The sequence below is a fragment of the Micromonospora sp. DT227 genome (genome assembly GCF_049841835.1).
Classification (GTDB): Bacteria; Actinomycetota; Actinomycetes; order Mycobacteriales; family Micromonosporaceae; genus Micromonospora.
In genome coordinates this window covers 554,523-570,681 of record NZ_JBNCLA010000003.1, presented here as the reverse complement: position 1 = coordinate 570,681, position 16,159 = coordinate 554,523, and the positions used below count along the sequence as shown (strand labels likewise).

Annotated in this window: 9 protein-coding genes; 4 read left to right on the top strand and 5 right to left on the bottom strand. The window is 74.1% G+C overall.

Translation table 11 applies throughout. The features are described 5' to 3' along the window. Nucleotides 1-5 precede the first annotated feature (5 nt). Both ACLQ2W_RS14775 and ACLQ2W_RS14770 read right to left on the bottom strand, forming a co-directional pair. A complete protein-coding gene (locus tag ACLQ2W_RS14775) occupies nt 6-1,061 on the bottom strand; it encodes an alpha/beta fold hydrolase (protein WP_405090042.1) in 1,056 nt (351 codons plus the stop codon). Nucleotides 1,062-1,148: 87 nt separating this feature from the next. Continuing rightward, nucleotides 1,149-2,345, bottom strand: a complete 1,197-nt coding sequence (locus ACLQ2W_RS14770) for an MFS transporter (RefSeq protein WP_425786901.1) — start codon at nt 2,343-2,345, stop codon at nt 1,149-1,151. Between the two features lie 296 nt (nt 2,346-2,641). On the opposite strand from ACLQ2W_RS14770, the gene ACLQ2W_RS14765 reads away from it, so the two are divergent. The 4 genes from ACLQ2W_RS14765 to ACLQ2W_RS14750 are packed head-to-tail and all read left to right on the top strand — an operon-like array spanning nt 2,642 to nt 11,321. Then, nucleotides 2,642-6,070 carry an amino acid adenylation domain-containing protein gene (locus ACLQ2W_RS14765; RefSeq protein WP_425786900.1) on the top strand — a complete coding sequence of 1,143 codons (3,429 nt, stop codon included), beginning with the start codon at nt 2,642-2,644 and terminating at the stop codon, nt 6,068-6,070. Beyond that, the gene (locus ACLQ2W_RS14760) at nt 6,067-9,000 is read left to right on the top strand and encodes a type I polyketide synthase (RefSeq protein ID WP_425786899.1); all 2,934 of its coding nucleotides are present in this window, start codon (nt 6,067-6,069) and stop codon (nt 8,998-9,000) included. Before ACLQ2W_RS14765 ends, ACLQ2W_RS14760 begins: the two co-directional genes overlap by 4 nt. 15 nt (nt 9,001-9,015) lie before the next feature. Continuing rightward, on the top strand, nt 9,016-9,777 hold the full coding sequence (locus ACLQ2W_RS14755; protein ID WP_425786898.1) for a hypothetical protein: 762 nt from the start codon (nt 9,016-9,018) through the stop codon (nt 9,775-9,777). After that, nucleotides 9,774-11,321: an amino acid adenylation domain-containing protein gene (locus ACLQ2W_RS14750; protein ID WP_425786897.1), complete on the top strand. Its 1,548-nt coding sequence runs from the start codon at nt 9,774-9,776 to the stop codon at nt 11,319-11,321. The genes ACLQ2W_RS14755 and ACLQ2W_RS14750 overlap by 4 nt, the downstream gene beginning before the upstream one ends. On the opposite strand, the gene ACLQ2W_RS14745 is transcribed toward ACLQ2W_RS14750, so the two are convergent. From ACLQ2W_RS14745 to ACLQ2W_RS14735, 3 genes are read right to left on the bottom strand one after another with little or no spacing between them, the layout of a single operon-like run. Further along, on the bottom strand, nt 11,286-12,584 hold the full coding sequence (locus ACLQ2W_RS14745; protein ID WP_425786896.1) for a hypothetical protein: 1,299 nt from the start codon (nt 12,582-12,584) through the stop codon (nt 11,286-11,288). The two genes, ACLQ2W_RS14750 and ACLQ2W_RS14745, sit on opposite strands and share 36 nt — an antisense overlap. After that, complete coding sequence (locus tag ACLQ2W_RS14740) at nt 12,569-14,368, bottom strand: anthranilate synthase family protein (RefSeq protein WP_425786895.1); 1,800 nt, start codon at nt 14,366-14,368, stop codon at nt 12,569-12,571. The genes ACLQ2W_RS14745 and ACLQ2W_RS14740 overlap by 16 nt, the downstream gene beginning before the upstream one ends. Further along, entirely contained in the window at nt 14,358-16,154 is a 1,797-nt protein-coding gene (locus tag ACLQ2W_RS14735) for a carbamoyltransferase family protein (RefSeq protein WP_425786894.1), read from the bottom strand. The genes ACLQ2W_RS14740 and ACLQ2W_RS14735 overlap by 11 nt, the downstream gene beginning before the upstream one ends. Nucleotides 16,155-16,159: the final 5 nt, after the last annotated feature.

The following is a 16,159-nucleotide window of genomic DNA, read 5'->3' as shown; positions in this document are numbered from 1 at the left end:
GCCGGTCAGGCTCGCAGCCCGGCGATCACCTCGGCGACCGCCGGGGCGTGGGCCGGGGCGAGCAGATCCAGGTGGGAACCGGGCACCCGGTGCACGCGCACGCCGCCCCGGCACCGTTCCGACCAGATCTCCAGGCTCTCCTCGTCCACGCGGGGCTCCTGCGGGCGGACCAGCTCCAGTGACCCGGGGTAGGACGGCAGCCGGTAGACGCGTTCCGCCTCGGCGTTGATGGGATAGATCTCCACGAGGCGGCGCAGCCGTTCGGCGCCGAAGCCGGGCGGCAGAACCCCCCGGGCGGTCCCTTCGTCGAGGATGCGCGTGCACATCGCCTCGGGGGAGAGCCCGGCCAGCTCGTCCGCCGGCAGGTCGAGGCCGAGATTGTGGTTGACCAGGGACCAGAGCAGCCGGGCGCGGGAGGCCGGTGGTTGCGCGCGACGGGTCACGGCGGTGTCCAGCAGCACCACCGCGGCGGGTCGCTCGCCGTCGTCCGCCATCCGGCTCGCCATCTCGTACGCGACCAGCCCGCCGAACGAGTAGCCGACCAGGACGAGTTGCTCCGGGCGGTAGGTGCGGGCCAGTTCCGCGCGGTAGGCGGCGGCCATCTCGCCGATGGTGTGGTCCGGCTGCATCCGTGGGTCGAGGGCCCGCGCCTGCAACCCGAGGCAGGTGTGGCCCGGTGGCAGCGCGTCGGCGAGGTGCCTGTACCACAGGACGCTGCCGCCGAGCGGGTGCACACAGGCGACCACCGGGCCGCCGGGGTCCCCGGGCCGGATCGGCACGACGGGGGTGGGCGTGTCCGTGAACCCGTCGCGCAGCAGCCGGGCCATCGCGGTGACGCTGCTGGCCCGCGCCATGACGGGCAGCGGCAGGGACACCCCGGTGCGTCGTCGGATCTCCGACAGGGTGCGCACCGCCTGGAGGGACGTGCCGCCGTGGGAGAAGTAGTCGTCGTCGACGCCGAGAGCGGGGTTGCGCAGGTGGTCGCGCCAGATGCGCAGCAGCACCAGTTCGATGGCGTCTCGTGGCCGGCCGTCCCGGACGGCCGTGGTCGTCTGTGTCATTCCGGTGTCCCCCGTTGGCGGTCGACTGGCGCGGACGGGAGGTCCGCGGCGTTGCTGGTGTCCGGACCCGCGACGTGGCCCGACGGGTCAGGAGGGGGCCGGCTCCGGGCGGGTGCGGCGGGCCCAGGCCACGACCGGGCCGCTGAGCGCGGCGCCGGCCAGCGGGATCAGGGCGAGGACCAGCCAACCGGCGGCGCCCAGACCGCCGGTCAGGCCGGTCACCAGGGCCGGGCCCGCCACCGCCGGGACCGCCTGGCCGAGCCGGAACACCCCGGCGTAGCGGGCCTGCGCGCGCTCCGGGGCGAGACCGAACTGCATGGTCCACCGTGCCGTCTCGCCACCGAGTTCGGCGAAGGTCAGCAGGACCGCGACCAGCACCAGCACCGCGATCGCCGCCGCCGCCGGCAGCCGGCCGGTCAGCGCGGCCACCGGGCAGGCGGCGGCGAGCAGCAGGAACGCGAACCGCTGGAGGCGGGCGGCGGACGGAATGGTGTCGCCGGCCCGCGACACCCGGACCTGGAGCAGCACGACCAGCACGGTGTTGATGCCGGTCAGCCACGCCGCGAGCGGGCGGGGCGCGTCGGTGGCGGAGACGATCCAGAGGGGCAGCCCGACCAGCAGGATCGTCTCCCCGATCCGGGTGAGGCAGCTCACCTGCGCCACCAGCAGGTAGGGCAGGTCGGCGAGGGGCCGGACGCGCTCCCGGGCGCCGTCCGTCGGGGCGGGCCGCGGCCAGGCCGGCAGCAGCAGGTAGAGGCCGGCGACCGCGACCCAGCACGCGGCCACGGCCGCCAGCATGCCGAGGTACGCCGCCCGCGAGTCGACGGCGAGCACCAGGCCGGCGGCCAGCGTGCCGAGCGCGAAGCCGGCGTTGAACACGCTCCGCAGGTACGCCGAGACGCGCACCCGGTCGCTTCCGGTGACCGCAGCGGCGATCATGCCGTCGCGGCTGACGTCCCAGGACTGCTCGGCGACGGCGACCAGCGCGACCAGCGGCACGAAGAGCCAGAACCGGTCGGCCGCCAACAGCAGGAGCACGAACAGCGCTTGGAGCAGCACGAACACGACGGACATCCGGCGGGCGCCGTAACGGTCCGCCAACCGGCCGGCCGGGACGCTCGCCGCGATGCCGGCGAGGGCGGCGGCGGAGAGCCCGGCTCCCACCTGGCCGACGGTCAGATCACCGGCGCGGAGGAAGTAGACCGGCGCTCCGGCCAGGTAGAGCCCGGCGCCGGCACTGCCGGCCAACTGGGCGGCCGCGAGCCAGCGGGCGGGGCCGCTCACCGGGAGGAGGGCGCCGAGCGCGGCTCCCAGGCGCCCTCGCGGCGCCCCGCCGCCTCCGGTGCCGGACAGAGTGGACTGCGGTGACGCCATGCCGTTCCCCCGTTTGAGCTGCGTGTTCCGCGTGCGCGATGGCGAATCCCGGCTCATTGATCTTTCTGTGCCCGGGGACGGGACACCTGAACACGCGCATTGACGCGAGCGATTCTAACAGCACTCCGCACCCGCGCCGCGGGCACTGACCCGCGTGGATTGCTCGGTGCTGCGGTCGCGTGCTACGGTCCGGTGCGGGCCTCTCAATGGGAGGCCCGCACTCGCGCAGGCGTCGTCAAAACGGGGGTTCTGACGTCTTGGAAAATGCATTTTCCCCTGCCCTCCTTGAGCTGTCCCGCGATGTTCTCGGCATTTCCGAGAATCGGTTTCCCGCTGATTCGAAGGAATCTTTCGCCGCCTTGGGCGGCACGTCGCTGCGGGCGATGCGGCTGGTCGCCCGGGCCGAGCGCGAGCTCGGCCTGCGGATCGACCTCGCCGACCTGTTGCGTCCCGGGCCGCTCGTCTCCGCGCTCGGCCGCAGCGGGCCGCTGGAGCGCGGTGGGCGGCGGGAGCGCCCGGCGGCGGACCGGCGTCCTCTGCTGCCCGCGCAGCACGCGATGCTGGTGCACGAGCAGCAGTGGCCGGGCGTCGGTTACCGCCTGTTGTTCAGCCTCCGCTGCCCGGGTCCGGCCCGCGTCCGCCACCTGCGGGACTGCCTGGACGCGTTGACCGCCCGCCACGAGACGCTGCGCACCGTGTTCGACGCCGACGCCGACCAGCCCGGGCGCCGCGTCCTGCGCCGGTGGCGTCCGGTGCTGCGGGAACAGGGGCACCACACCCCCGACGGTGATCCGGTCGCGGCCGCCCACGCCCACCTCGCCGAGCTGGCGTCCGGGCTGGACCCGTTCCGCCGACCGCCCGCCGAGTGGCTGCTGACCGAGCTGCCCGGCGGCGGGAGCCACGTCGTCTCGCTGCTGGCCCACCACGCCCTGCTCGACGGTTGGGCGGTCGGGCTCCTCCTGCGGGAACTGGCCGCGGCCTACCTCGGCGGCGCCGTGCCACCGGCCGAGCCGGGTGTCCCCCCTGACGTCCTGCTCGAACACGCCCGCCCCGCCGACGAGCTGCGCCGGCACCGCGCCGGTCAGTTGGCCGGGGCGCCCCAGGTGGTGGAGTTGCCCGGTCGGCCCGGCGCCACCGGTCGGCCGGGCCGCCCGGGCTCGCGGCTGACCTTCACGCTCGGGCCCGGGGCCACCGCCGCGTGCGACGACCTGGCGCGGGACGCCGGCGTGACCCGCCCCGCGGTGCTGCTGGCCGCGTGGGCGCTGGTCACCGGCCGCCGGTGCGGGGTCGACGACCTGCTCGTCGGGGTGCCGGCCGCCGGGCGTCCGACCGCCGAGCTGGCCGAGGTGGTCGGCCTCGCGACCCGCGTCGTGCCGGTGCGCTGCCGGTGGGACGACGACGCGCCCGCGAGCGCGCTGGGCCCCGCCGTGGCCGACGCTCTCGCCGACGCGGTCGCCGCCGCCGAGCTGCCGTTCGAAGCGCTCGTGTCCGAGCTGGGCGCGGCCGGGGCGATCGACCGCAACCCGCTGGTCCAGATCGGGTTCGCCGCCCACGACGAGCTGATCCCCGCCGAGCTGCCGGGGCCCGCCGGGACGGCGACCGTCCACGAGGGTCACGACGGGGGTTCGGTCTTCGACGCGATGCTCTACCTCCAGGCCTGGGGGGAGCGCCCCCGGTTCGCGCTGGAGCACCGGCTGGCGGCGCTCTCCCCGGCCGGCGCGGCGGAGCTGGCCGAAGCGTTCGAGGCGGCGCTGGTGGCCCTGGCGCAGGCCCGCGACCTGCCACTACGGACGGTCCGGGGGATGTCCGAGCGGCAGCGCGCCCGGCTCGACGAGTGGGGTCGCGGCCCGGACGCCGGCCCGGTCACCGGGCTGTGGCAGGCGTTCGCGGAGCAGGCCCGCCGGCGACCCGGGGCGATCGCCGTGCGCGGCCCCGAGGGCAGCACCACGTACGCCGAGCTGCTCGACCTGGCCGAGCGGTTCTCCGCCGACCTCGCGGAGGCCGGGGTGACGGCCGGATCGACGGTGGTGGTGGCGACCCCGCCCGCCACCGCCCAGGTGGTGGCCGTACTGGCGACGCTGCGGCTGGGAGCGGCGTACACCGGTCTCGACGCCGACGCCCCCGACGAGCGGGTGGCGGCGCAGCTGGCCCGGTGCCGCCCCGCCGCCGTCGTGGGTGATCCGCGGATCGCCCGGCTCGCCGGGGTCGGCCCGGCCCTCGGCGGGCCGTCCCGGCCCGCCGGCGCCGCCGTCCCTCCCGTGGCCGCGCCGACCGATCCGCAGCGGGTCGCCTACCTGGCGTTCACCTCCGGGTCGACGGGCGAGCCCAAGGCCGCCCGGATCACCCACGCCGCGGTGCTGCGCCTCGTGCACGACCCCGACGTGTTCCGGTCCGAGCCCGGGGACGGCTTCCTGCGGCTCGCGCCGCTGGCCTTCGACGCGTCCACGATGGAGCTGTTCGTCCCGTTGCTCACCGGCGGCCGGGTCGAGATCTTCCCGGGCCCGGTGCCGCACCCCGGTGAGCTGGCCCGTTTCCTCGCCGAGCGTGAGGTCACCGTCGCCTGGCTGACCGCCGGCCTGTTCCGGGTGCTCGCCGACTACGACCCGGCGGCGTTCGGCGGGCTCCGGCAACTGCTCGCCGGTGGCGACGTGGTGCCGGCCGGGCCGGTCGCGGCCGTGCTGCGGGCCTGTCCGGGGCTGCGGGTCACCAACGGCTACGGCCCCACCGAGAACACCGTCTTCACCACCGTGCACCACGTCGACGACCCGTGCGAGCTGCCGGACGACGTCCCGATCGGGCGGCCCGTGTGCGGCACCGGCGTCCTGGTCGTCGACGACGACGGCGAGCTGCTGCCGCCCGGCGCGGTGGGCGAGCTGTGCGCCGTCGGCGCCGGGCTGGCCCTGGACTACCTGGACGATCCGCAGCGGACCGCGGAGGCGTTCCGGCGGCTCGGCGACGGCACCCGCAGCTACCGGACCGGCGACCTCGTACGCTGGGACGAGCAGGGTCGACTGCGTTTCCTGGGCCGCCGCGACCAGCAGGTCAAACTGGACGGCCACCGGGTCGAGCAGGACGAGGTGACCCACCGGCTGTCGGCGCACCCACGGGTGTCCGACGCGGCGGTCGTGGTCGCCGGCGACGCGGAGAACGGCCGCTTCCTGGTGGCGGCGCTGGTCGCCCCGCCGGAGGCCGGTCTCGTCGAGGAGGTGCGCGCGTCGGTGTCGCGGAGCCTGCCGGCGTACGCGGTGCCGAAACGCTGGGTGCTGCTCGACGCGCTTCCTCTCACCGGCAACGGCAAGGTCGACGCCCGGGCGATCCTACGCCGGGTCGAGGAGCAGGTGGCCCCGGCGCCGCACCGCGCCCCGACACCGCCCGGCGCACCGGCGGAGGACCTCGAGTCGCTGATCGCCGAGGTCTGGGCCACCGTGCTCGGCGACGACGACTTCGACTTCGACGAGCCGTTCTTCGAGGTGGGCGGCGACTCGTTGCAGTTGGCCAGGGTGCACCGGCTGCTGCGGGACAAACTGCCCGACCGGTCGATCGTCCTGCTGGACCTCTACCGCCACCCCACCGTGGACTCGCTCGCCGGCTGGCTGCGCGGCGCGGGCCCGGCGACCACGGCGGCGACGCGGTGAGCGCCGGACGCGGACCGATCGCCGTGGTGGGCGTCGCCGGCCGCTTTCCCGGCGTCGCGTCGCTCGACGAACTGTGGGACGCGTTGGTCGAGGGCCGGGAGCTGCTCACCCGGTTCACGCCGGAGCAGCTCGCCGCCGCCGGCGTCCCCGGACCGGAGCGCGACGACGAGGACTACGTGCCGGTGCGTGGCGTGCTCGACGGCATCGAGGACTTCGACGCCGCCTTCTTCGGCCTTCCACCCCGGGAGGCGATGATCACCGATCCCCAGCACCGGCTGCTGCTGGAGTGCGCGTGGGAGGCGCTGGAGTACGCGGGCCACCCGCCCGGCCGGGAACCGGGCCGCATCGGCGTCTTCGTCGGCACCGGCGTCAACACCTACCTGACGAACCATCTGCTCGGGCGACCGGACCTGCTCGCCGAGCTGGGTGCGCTCCCGATGATCATCGGCAACGAGAAGGACCACGCGGCGACCCGGATCGCGTACCGTCTCGGCCTGCGCGGCGCGGCGATCGGCGTCCAGACGGCCTGCTCGACCTCGCTCGTCGCGGTGCACCTGGCCTGCGAGAGCCTGCACAGCGGGGACACCGACCTGGCCCTGGCCGGGGGCGCGACGGTCAGCACCCCGCAGCAGCGCGGCTACCGCTACGAACCGAACGGCATCGGCGCGCCGGACGGGCACTGCCGGGCCTTCTCCCGCGACGCCGCCGGCACGGTGGCCGGCAACGGCGCGGGGATCGTCGTGCTGCGACGCCTCGCCGACGCGCTGGCCGACGGCGATCCGATCCTGGGGCTGGTGCTCGGCTCCGCGGTCAACAACGACGGAGCCGCGAAGGTCGGCTACACCGCGCCCGCGGTCGCCGGTCAGGCCGAGGTGATCGGCATGGCCCTGGCCCGGGCCGGCCTCGACCCGGCGGACGTCGACGTGGTGGAGGCGCACGGCACGGGCACCGAGATGGGTGACGCCATCGAGGTCGCCGGCCTCGGCGCGGCGTTGGGGCCGGGCGGGCCGGCGGGCGGACGCCTGCTGGGGTCGGTGAAGCCGAACCTCGGCCACCTGGACGCCGCCGCCGGGATCACCGGGATGATCAAGATGCTGTTGGCCCTGCGCCACGGCGTCGTGCCGCCCACCGTGCACCACGACCGGCCCCACCCCGACATCCCGTTCGCCGACGCCGGCCTGCGCGTCAACCCGACGGCCGAGCCCTGGCCGGCGCGGGGCGGGCCGCGCCGGGGCTGCGTCAGCTCGTTCGGCATCGGCGGCACCAACGCCCACGTGGTCCTCCAGGAGCCGCCGCCGGCCCCGGGCACGTCCAGGCCCGCGCCGGACGTCGACCTCGTCGTGCTGAGCGGGCGCACCCCGCAGGCGGTACGGGCGGCGGCACGGCGGCTCGCCGACCACCTGACGGCGGCACCCGGGTGGGAACTCGCCGACGTCGCGCACACCAGCCGCGTCGGCCGTACCGCCTGGCCGGTCCGGCGGGCGATCGTCGCCACCGACCGTGCCGACCTGCTGCGGCAGCTCGGCACCGATCCGGAGCCCGTCGTCGTGCCCCGCCGGGCGACGCTCACGTTCGCCTTCCCGGGGCAGGGCAGCCAGTTCCCCGGGATGGCCGCCGACCTCCACGCCCGGCTGCCCGGCGTCCGCGAGCGGCTCGACGCCGGGCTGGACGCACTGCCGGCGGGCACCGCCGATCCGGTCCGCGCCGCGCTCCTGGACCCGTACGCCGCCGACCGGGCGGCCCGTCCCTCGATCGCCCAGCCCGCCCTGTTCCTGGTGGAGTACGCGCTCGGCGCCCAACTCCTCGACTGGGGCCTGCGACCACAGCGGATGATCGGGCACAGCGTCGGCGAGTACGCCGCGTTCTGCCTGGCCGGCGGCCTGCGCCTGACCGACGCCCTGGCGCTGCTCGCGGAGCGCGGGCGGCTGGTGGAGCGCACCCCGCCCGGCCGGATGGCCGCCGTGCTGGCCGACCGGGACCGGGTGGCCGCGCTGCTGCCGCCGGACGTGCAGGTGGCCGCCGACAACGCTCCCGGCGTCACCGTCGTCTCCGGCTCGCCGGCCGGGGTGCTTGAGCTGACCGACAGGTGCGCCACCGCCGGCCTCCGGGTACGCCCGGTGCCCGCCGCGCACGGCTTCCACTCCAGCCTGCTCGACCCCGTCCTCGACGACTTCCGGGCGGTCGTCGGCGCGGTGCCGCACCACCCGGTCACCACCACCGTCCACTGCGGGCTGACCGGCCGGTCGGTTGTCGAGGGCGCGACCCGTCCGGCGGAGCACTGGGTGCGGCAGCTGCGCGAGCCGGTGCGGTTCCGGGAGGCCGCCGCCGCGCTGCTGACCACGCGCCACCCGGTCGTCCTCGAGGTCGGGCCGGGCCGGGCGCTGACCGCGCTGGTCCGGGCGGCGGGCGGCGGGCGGGTGCCGGTGGCGCCCACGATGCCGGCCGAGCCGGGCACCGCCGCGCTGCCGGCGCTGCTGCGGGCGCTCGGGACCGCCTGGACCGCCGGCGTCGAGCCGGACTGGGCCGCGTTCCGGCTCGACCCGGACGCCCGGCGGGTGCCGCTGCCGACGTACCCCTTCGAACGCGTCCGGCACTGGGTCGACCTCACCGAGCCGGCGGCGGGGGAGGAGGCGGCGGACACCGCGGCTCCGGAGCCGCCCGCCGAGCCGGACGAACCCGAGACGCCCGCCGCCACCGTGGAACGGGAGATCATCGCGGCGTGGCGGGACCTGCTCGGGGCGACCGACGTGGCACCCGACTCCGACTTCTTCGCGTTGGGTGGGGAGTCGCTGGTCGCCGTGCGGATGCTCAGCCGGCTGCGACAGCGGTGCGGCGTGCGCGTGCCGCTGCGCATCCTGGCGCAGGACCCTACCGTGCGCGGGCTGACCCGGGCGGCGCTCGACCGCCTGCCGGCCGGCGCGAACCAGTGACACAGGAGAGAGACAGTGACCGCACCGGCGCCCACCCTGGAAGTCCTCGCGGACGGTCCGGGCGCACCGCTCGTCATCATCGACTTCATCCGCATCTCCGCCGGGGCCGGGCTCGGTGAGCTGCTGGCCTCGGCCCCCCACGACCGGCCCGTGTACCGGGCCGACCCGGTCGAGACGCTCCTGGGCGGGCCCGGGTTCCGGGCCACCACCGACCTCGCCGAGGAGTACGCCGCGGCCGTGCGTCGGCTGCCCGTACGCCCGGCCCTGATCGTGGGATACTGCAGCGCCGCGCCGACGGCCATCCGCACCGCCGAGCGGACCGGCGTGCCGCTCGTCCTGGTGGAGCCCACCTGGCAGAACCGGGGCGCCGTGGAGCACGACTTCCGCGCCTTCCGCGCCACCCTGCGGGAGGGCGAGCCGGCCGTGGTGCCGCTCGACGCCGACCCGGCCCGGGCCCTCGCGGTGATCACGAGCACGCTGGACGACGACCTCGACGCGTTCGCCCGGGCGAACGACCTGCCGGACGACGAACGCCAGGACACCCGCGAACAACTCGTCGACAGGTACGTGGCCTGGCTGCACGTGCTGCTCTCGGCGTCCGCGGACCCGGTGCCGCCCCGGCCCGCCGACGTGGTGCTGGCCAGCCGGGAATACCCGGGCGAGCACCCCGGCGTCGAGACGATCCGGCTCGACCTGTCCGCCGACGAGATGCCGACCGCGCCCGCCACCCGGGCCGCCCTGAGCGCGCTGGCCGAACCGACGGCAGTGGCCCGGTGACGGCGTTCCTGCCCGAGCTGGTGCTGGCGCAGGCCGCCCGGACACCCGGGGCGTGTGCCGTCGTGGACGAGCGTGAGTCGCTGACGTACGAGGAACTCGTCCGGCAGGCCGGCGTGGTGGCCGGGCTGCTCACCGCGGCGGGGGTGGAACCGGACGCCGTGGTGGCGGTCCACGCCGAACGCTCCGCCCGGTTCCCGGTGCTGCTGCTCGGGGTGCTGCTCAGCGGCGCCGCGTACCTTCCCCTGGAACTGGGCGACCCCGCGCCCCGCCTCGCCGGCATGCTGGACGACGCCGGCGTGGTCGTCGTGCTGACCGAACCCGAGCTGAAGGCCGCGGCCGAGGCCGTCGCCGGCAGCCGTCCCGTGCTGGCGGTCTCGGCGACCGAGCTGCGCGCGGGCGTCCCGGCGCCGCCGGTGCCGCTCCGCTCGGACCTGGGGCTGGCCTACGTCCTGTTCACCTCCGGCTCCACCGGGCGTCCCAAGGCCGTCGCCGTGCCGCACCGCGGCATCGTCAACCGGCTGCGCTGGATGCAGGACGAGTACGCGCTGACCAGCGCCGACGCCGTCCTGCAGAAGACCCCCGCCACGTTCGACGTGTCGGTGTGGGAGCTGTTCTGGCCGCTCGCGCAGGGCGCCCGTCTGGTCATGGCCCGGCCCGGCGGGCAGCGCGACCCGGAATACCTGATGGCCGTGATGCGGCGGGAGCGGATCACCGTCGTCCACTTCGTACCGTCCATGCTGGAGTCGGTGCTCGACGAGCCCGGCTGGGACGGGTGCGACGCGTTGCGGCTGGTGGTCTGTAGTGGGGAGGCCCTCCCGCCGGCCGCGGTGCGCCGGTTCCGGGCGCGGAGCCGGGCCCGGATCGACAACCTGTACGGGCCGACCGAGGCGTCGATCGACGTGACCTGGTGGCCGTGCCGCCCGGTGGAGGACGGTGCTTCGGTGCCGATCGGCCGGCCGATCGCGAACGTCGTGGTGCGGGTCCTCGACGCGGACGGGAACCTGGTGCCCGAGGGCGTGCCGGGGGAGCTCCACCTGGGTGGGGACCACGCCCTGGCCCGGGGGTATCTCGGCCGGCCGGGTCTCACCGCGGAACGGTTCCCGGCGGACCCCTTCGGCGACGGCGCCCGGTTGTACCGGACCGGCGATCTCGTGCGCTGGCTGCCCGGCGGGATGCTGGAGTTCCTCGGTCGGCTCGATCACCAGATCAAGCTGCGCGGGCAGCGGATCGAGCCGGGCGAGATCGAGGAGACACTGCGCCGGCATCCGGCGGTGTCCGGTGCCGTGGTCGTGCTGCGCCGGGACGAGGGACGCGCCGAACGTCTGGTCGGCTACGTGGTGGGGCCACCGGACGGCCCCGGCGAGCGGGACCTGCGCACCTATCTCGCCGAGCGGCTGCCCGCGTCGATGGTGCCGGCCCGGGTGGTGCGCCTGGACGCCCTCCCCCTCACCGCGAACGGCAAGCTGGATCGACGGGCCCTGCCGGAACCACCACGGCGCCGGCGTCCGTCAGCGCACGAACCCGATGTGGGCGGTGGCCATTAGCGAGCCGGGCTCGCAGAACGGCACCTGCTCGACGACCCGGCCCTCGTCCAGGTCCACGACGAAGAGCGTCGAGGCGCCGGTCATGAAGACGTACCGGCCGCCGGGATCGACCGCCAGGTAGAGCGGCGACTGGCTGTTCTTCGCGCAGATGAACGGCGGCTGGACCGGCTCGTGCGCGAACAACTCCAGGTCGAACACCGTGGACATGTCGGCGGGGTCGAGGACGAACAGCCGGTTCGGGAAGCCGGTGACCGCGATCAGCTGTCGACCGTCGCGGTGGAACAGCTGCTGCGAGGTGATGCGCAGGAAGGTCGGCCCGGTGTGGGCCGCCTCCCGGACCGCCGCGCCGTCCTGGTACCGCCACCGCTCCAGCACGCCCGGCCCGTGCACGACGACGTTGTTCTGCCACTTCGAGATGTTGTTGCAGGAGACGTAGAAGACGTTCGGGTCGTCCAGGTCGACGTCGACGTGCGCGGAGCAGCTCGCGCCGGTGGTGTGCACCGAGGCGCGGGTCAGCTTCTCGTCCGCCACCACGAATCGGCCGGTGGGGAACTCGTTGGCCGCGTACCGCGCGACGTCGAAGCTGCCGCCGTCGGTGCCCCGCACCCGGCCGTCGGGACCGGGGCGCACCGACAGGTCCATGTCGACGCCGACCATGAACCCGTTCGGCGAGGCCTCCAGCTCGTGGATGGTGTCGCAGGCGAACTCGGGCAGGTCGCCCAGCCGGCTCGCCGCGCCGCTGCGCAGGTCGTAGCGCCAGGCGCTGCTGCGCAACGGCTGCTCCGGGTCGTGGTAGCGGCGCAGGCGGTCCTCGGTGTCGGTCATCGCGAACCCGATCACGCCCGGCTCGACCTCGCACTTGGTGGAGCTCTGCATCGCGGCGAAGTCCAGCTCGGTCGCCGGCGGCCACAGGTGCGAGCCGCCGTCGCGGCCGAGTCGGCGCAGGTAGGGCGCCTGTTTGAAGGAGACGACGACCTCGCCGTCCGCGGTCTGCACGAAGCTGTGCGGGTGCAAGAAGTACGCGAGCAGGTCCTCGAGCCGACCCAGCCCGTACGGCACCGGACCGTCGCCGAGCCGGTCCCGCAGCACCGCCAGTTGGCGGGCGCGCAGGTCACCGATGTCGATCGTGGTCTCCCGCACCGTGCGGGCGCCCAGGTCGACGAAGAGGTACCGCTCGCGTGTGCCGTCCGTGGACAGCCCACAGACCAGCAGCGTCAGATCGCCGTAACCCGCCGACAACGGCAGGCTCAGGTCAACAGCCACAACAGCGCCTCCCGGAGGATGGTGATGCAGTTGGTGGTGAGGACGGACTCGACGTGGAACTGGAAGCTGGTGAAGCCCTCGGAGCGCAGCGCCACGACCCGGCCGTCGGGCTCCACCGCGATGGTCACCCCCGCGGGGGCCTCGGCCGGGGCGTCGGCGAAGAACGTGTTGTAGAAGCCGACCGGCTCGGCCCGCCCGAACAGGTCGACGGTCTCCTGCACGCCCTGCAGCGGCGGGTCCACCGGGTGCACGGTCATGCCGAGCAGACGGCAGAGGATCTGGTGGCCGAGGCAGACCGCGAGGAATGGCGTGCCGGCCGCCATCAGGTCGCCCACGATGCGGTGCAGTTGGGCGATCTTCGGGTCGTCGAGCTGGTTCGGGTCGCCGGGCCCGGGCCCGACCAGCACCAGGTCGTAACCGGTCAGGCCGATGCCGGACTCCCGGTAGTCGCGCATGGTGACCTTGAGCCCGAGGTGCTCCAGGATGTGCTTGAGCATCTCGGTGAACTGGTCCTCGTTGTCGACGATCAGCACCGAGCGGCCGATGAGTTCGGGCGCGGCGTACCGGTCGTCGAACTGCCTGTTGATCCAGAAGCGCGACAGGTAGCGGTTGCGGCTGTTGAGCACCTCCATGACCTTGTCGTCCACGAACCGGTCGAGGAAGGGGCCGGGCGGCTCCGCGGTGGTGATCGCCTTCAGCAGCCCCTCGGCCTTGGTGCGGACCTCCCGGCACTCCTTCGCGGGCACGGAGTCGCGCACCACGCTGGCGCCGCTGCGGATCACGGCGTGGCCGTCGGTGTCCACCGCCATCGTCCGGATCGTGATGGCGCTGTCCAGCCACTCCTGGCCGTCGTCCTCGAGACCACGGATCATCAGGGCCGAGGAGTAGTAGCCCCGGGACTCGGATTCGTGGCGGTGGATGACGCGGGCGGCGTTCTCCAGCGGGCTGCCGACCATGGTCGCCGCGAACATCGACTCGCGGAACGCGTCGAGCGGACTCATGGTGGCGGTGCCCTCGAGCACGTACTCGGTGTGGACGAGCGCGCTCATCTCCTTCAGGTACGGCCCGTGCACGACGCCGCCCTCGCCGCAGATCCGCGACATCATCTTGAGCTCCTCGTCGACGACCTGGAAGAGCTCGTTCACCTCCTTGCGGTCGGAGAGGAACTCGATGAGGTCGGCCCGCTTCTGCAGCGCCGCCCGCGGCAGCGTGCCGCAGATCGGGTTCATCGTGACCGTGCCACGACGGTAGGTCAGGTGCCGCTCGGGTGAGGACCCGATGAAGTAGCGCTCCCCGTCGAAGAAGCAGAACGTCAGGTACGCCCCGATCTCGTTGCGGGCGAGCCGGGCGAAGATCGTGTGCGCGACGTCGGGCCCGAAGTCGCCGATGGTCACGTCGCAGCGCCGCGAGATGAGGAAGTTGGAGCCCTCGCCGCGCTGGATCTCCTCCTTGATCACCCGGTCGATCCGGGCGGCGAACTCCTCGTCGCCGGGGGTGTGCACGGGGTCGGAGACCACCCGGACGTCGGCGTGCGCGTCGGCGAACGACTCCAGCTCGACCTCACGGAACTCGCTGGGCACCAGGGAGATCAGGGGCTCGTTGTCGTCGTGGCAGACGTAGCCGCGCTCGCGCAGCTGCGCGTAGGGCACCATGGTCAACACCGGGTGCGTGGCCGGGCGGGGCACCTCGGCGAGTGACCAGGACCGTACGGTCTCGCCGCGGGCGTAGTTGACCTTGCCCTCGGAATGAATGAGGCAATAAGGGCCGACAAAGTCAAGACTCACCGGAAGCCACCTTGCTGATCAGAAAGTGGTGTAGCACCAGGTAATCGATTTCCGTATCGAGGAAGCAGCTTAGCGCATCGGCCGGTGACCCGACGATTGGCTGCCCCGCGACGTTGAACGAAGTGTTGATCAGACACGGCACGCCGGTGACCTGCTCGAAGGCGTGCAGCAGGCCCGCCAGCAGCGGATTGTCCGCCTCGTCGACGGTCTGGGCGCGAGCCGTGCCGTCCACGTGCACGGCGCCCGGAACGAGCGTCCGGTATTCGGGCCGGACCGGGAAGACGAATGTCATGTAGGGGGAGGCCTTCTTCTTGCCCAATTCCAGGACGCGCGGCGCCGAGGCCGCGGGCAGCACCGGCGCGAACGGTCGGAACGGCTCCCGACGCTTCACGCGGATGTTGATGACGTCCTGAATATCGGGAAACGCGGGGTTGGCCAGGATGCTGCGATTGCCGAGGGCGCGTGGGCCGTACTCCACTGCGCCCTGGAACCAGCCGATCACCACCGGGTCGACGAGCAGCTTGGCCACCTCGGCGAACAGTTCGTCCTCGGCCAGCTCACGCCACTCGACCCGGTCGCCCACCGCGGCGAGGGCCGCGCGGACGTCGTCGTCGGTGTACCTCGGCCCCAGGTAGGGGACGGGCGACGGGCGCACCGGACGACCCAGCTCCCGCGACGCGTACACCGCCGCGCCGATCGTCACGCCGGGGTCGCTGGCGCCGAAGCTGACCGAGGCGTCCTCGAACCGGGAGCCCTCCAGCAGCTTGGTGTTGTTCACGCAGTTCAGCGCCAGGCCACCCTCGATGATCAGATGCCGCGCCGAGGTCCGCCGTTCGAGCGCCGCCACCTGGTGTCGGGTGACCACCTCGACCGTGTCCTGGACCGCGCGGGCCACCCGGCACCGGAAGTCCCAGTCGGTGCGGTCGCCCGCACACTCGAAGATCTGATCGAAGAAGGGGTAGTACGCCTGGGTGTCCAGCAGCGGGTTGCCGACCCGCAGCCGGTAGCCGCCGGTGTCCTCCAGCGTGACCACCTCGCGCAGCAGCGGATTGTCCGCGCCGAGCGGCGGATGGAAGCCGCTGAGCCCCATGACCTTGTACTCGTCGTTGTTCGGCACGAAGCCGAGATAGCGGGTGACCTTGCTGTAGAGCAGCGCCAGACTGTTGGCGATGTCGACGGTGGCGTCCGCCAGGATCGTCACCTCGCCGTCCCGGATCTCTCCCATGATCGACGAGTAGCGCTCCGCGCGCCCGTCGCTGACCAGGAACGCGGCGTCCCGCCAGCCGGCCGTGTGGTAGCCGCACGACAGGTGGGCGAGGTGGTGCGGGACGAGCCGGAGCCGGTCGGGCGGGATGGTGAAGCCGGTCCGCGCGGCGAAGTCCGACCTGATCGCCTCCGGCGTCAGCAGCGTCGTGCGCAGCTCCTCCAGCCGGGCCAGGCGGTCGGCCCGCTCCTGCTCGGCGGCGGCCGACCGGAGGATCCCGGCCCGCTCGGTCGCCCAGACCTCCGCGGTGAAACTCCACGGGAAGGCGAAGCGGTCCACGTCGGCCAGCTCGACGCCGGCCTCCCGCAGGGCCCAGCGCAGCGCGTTGACCGGCAGGTCCGACGTCTTCTTGACCCGGCTGAGCCGCTCCTCCTCCACGGCGGCGACCAGCTCGCCGTCGACCACCACGGCGACGGCCGCGTCGTGCCCCAGCACCCGGTACCGGTCCAGGCCCGAGCGCCGGTACAGGCGACCGAACAGCTCCGCGGACCGTGTGAAACCGTTGAACCCGACGACGATCATGCCAA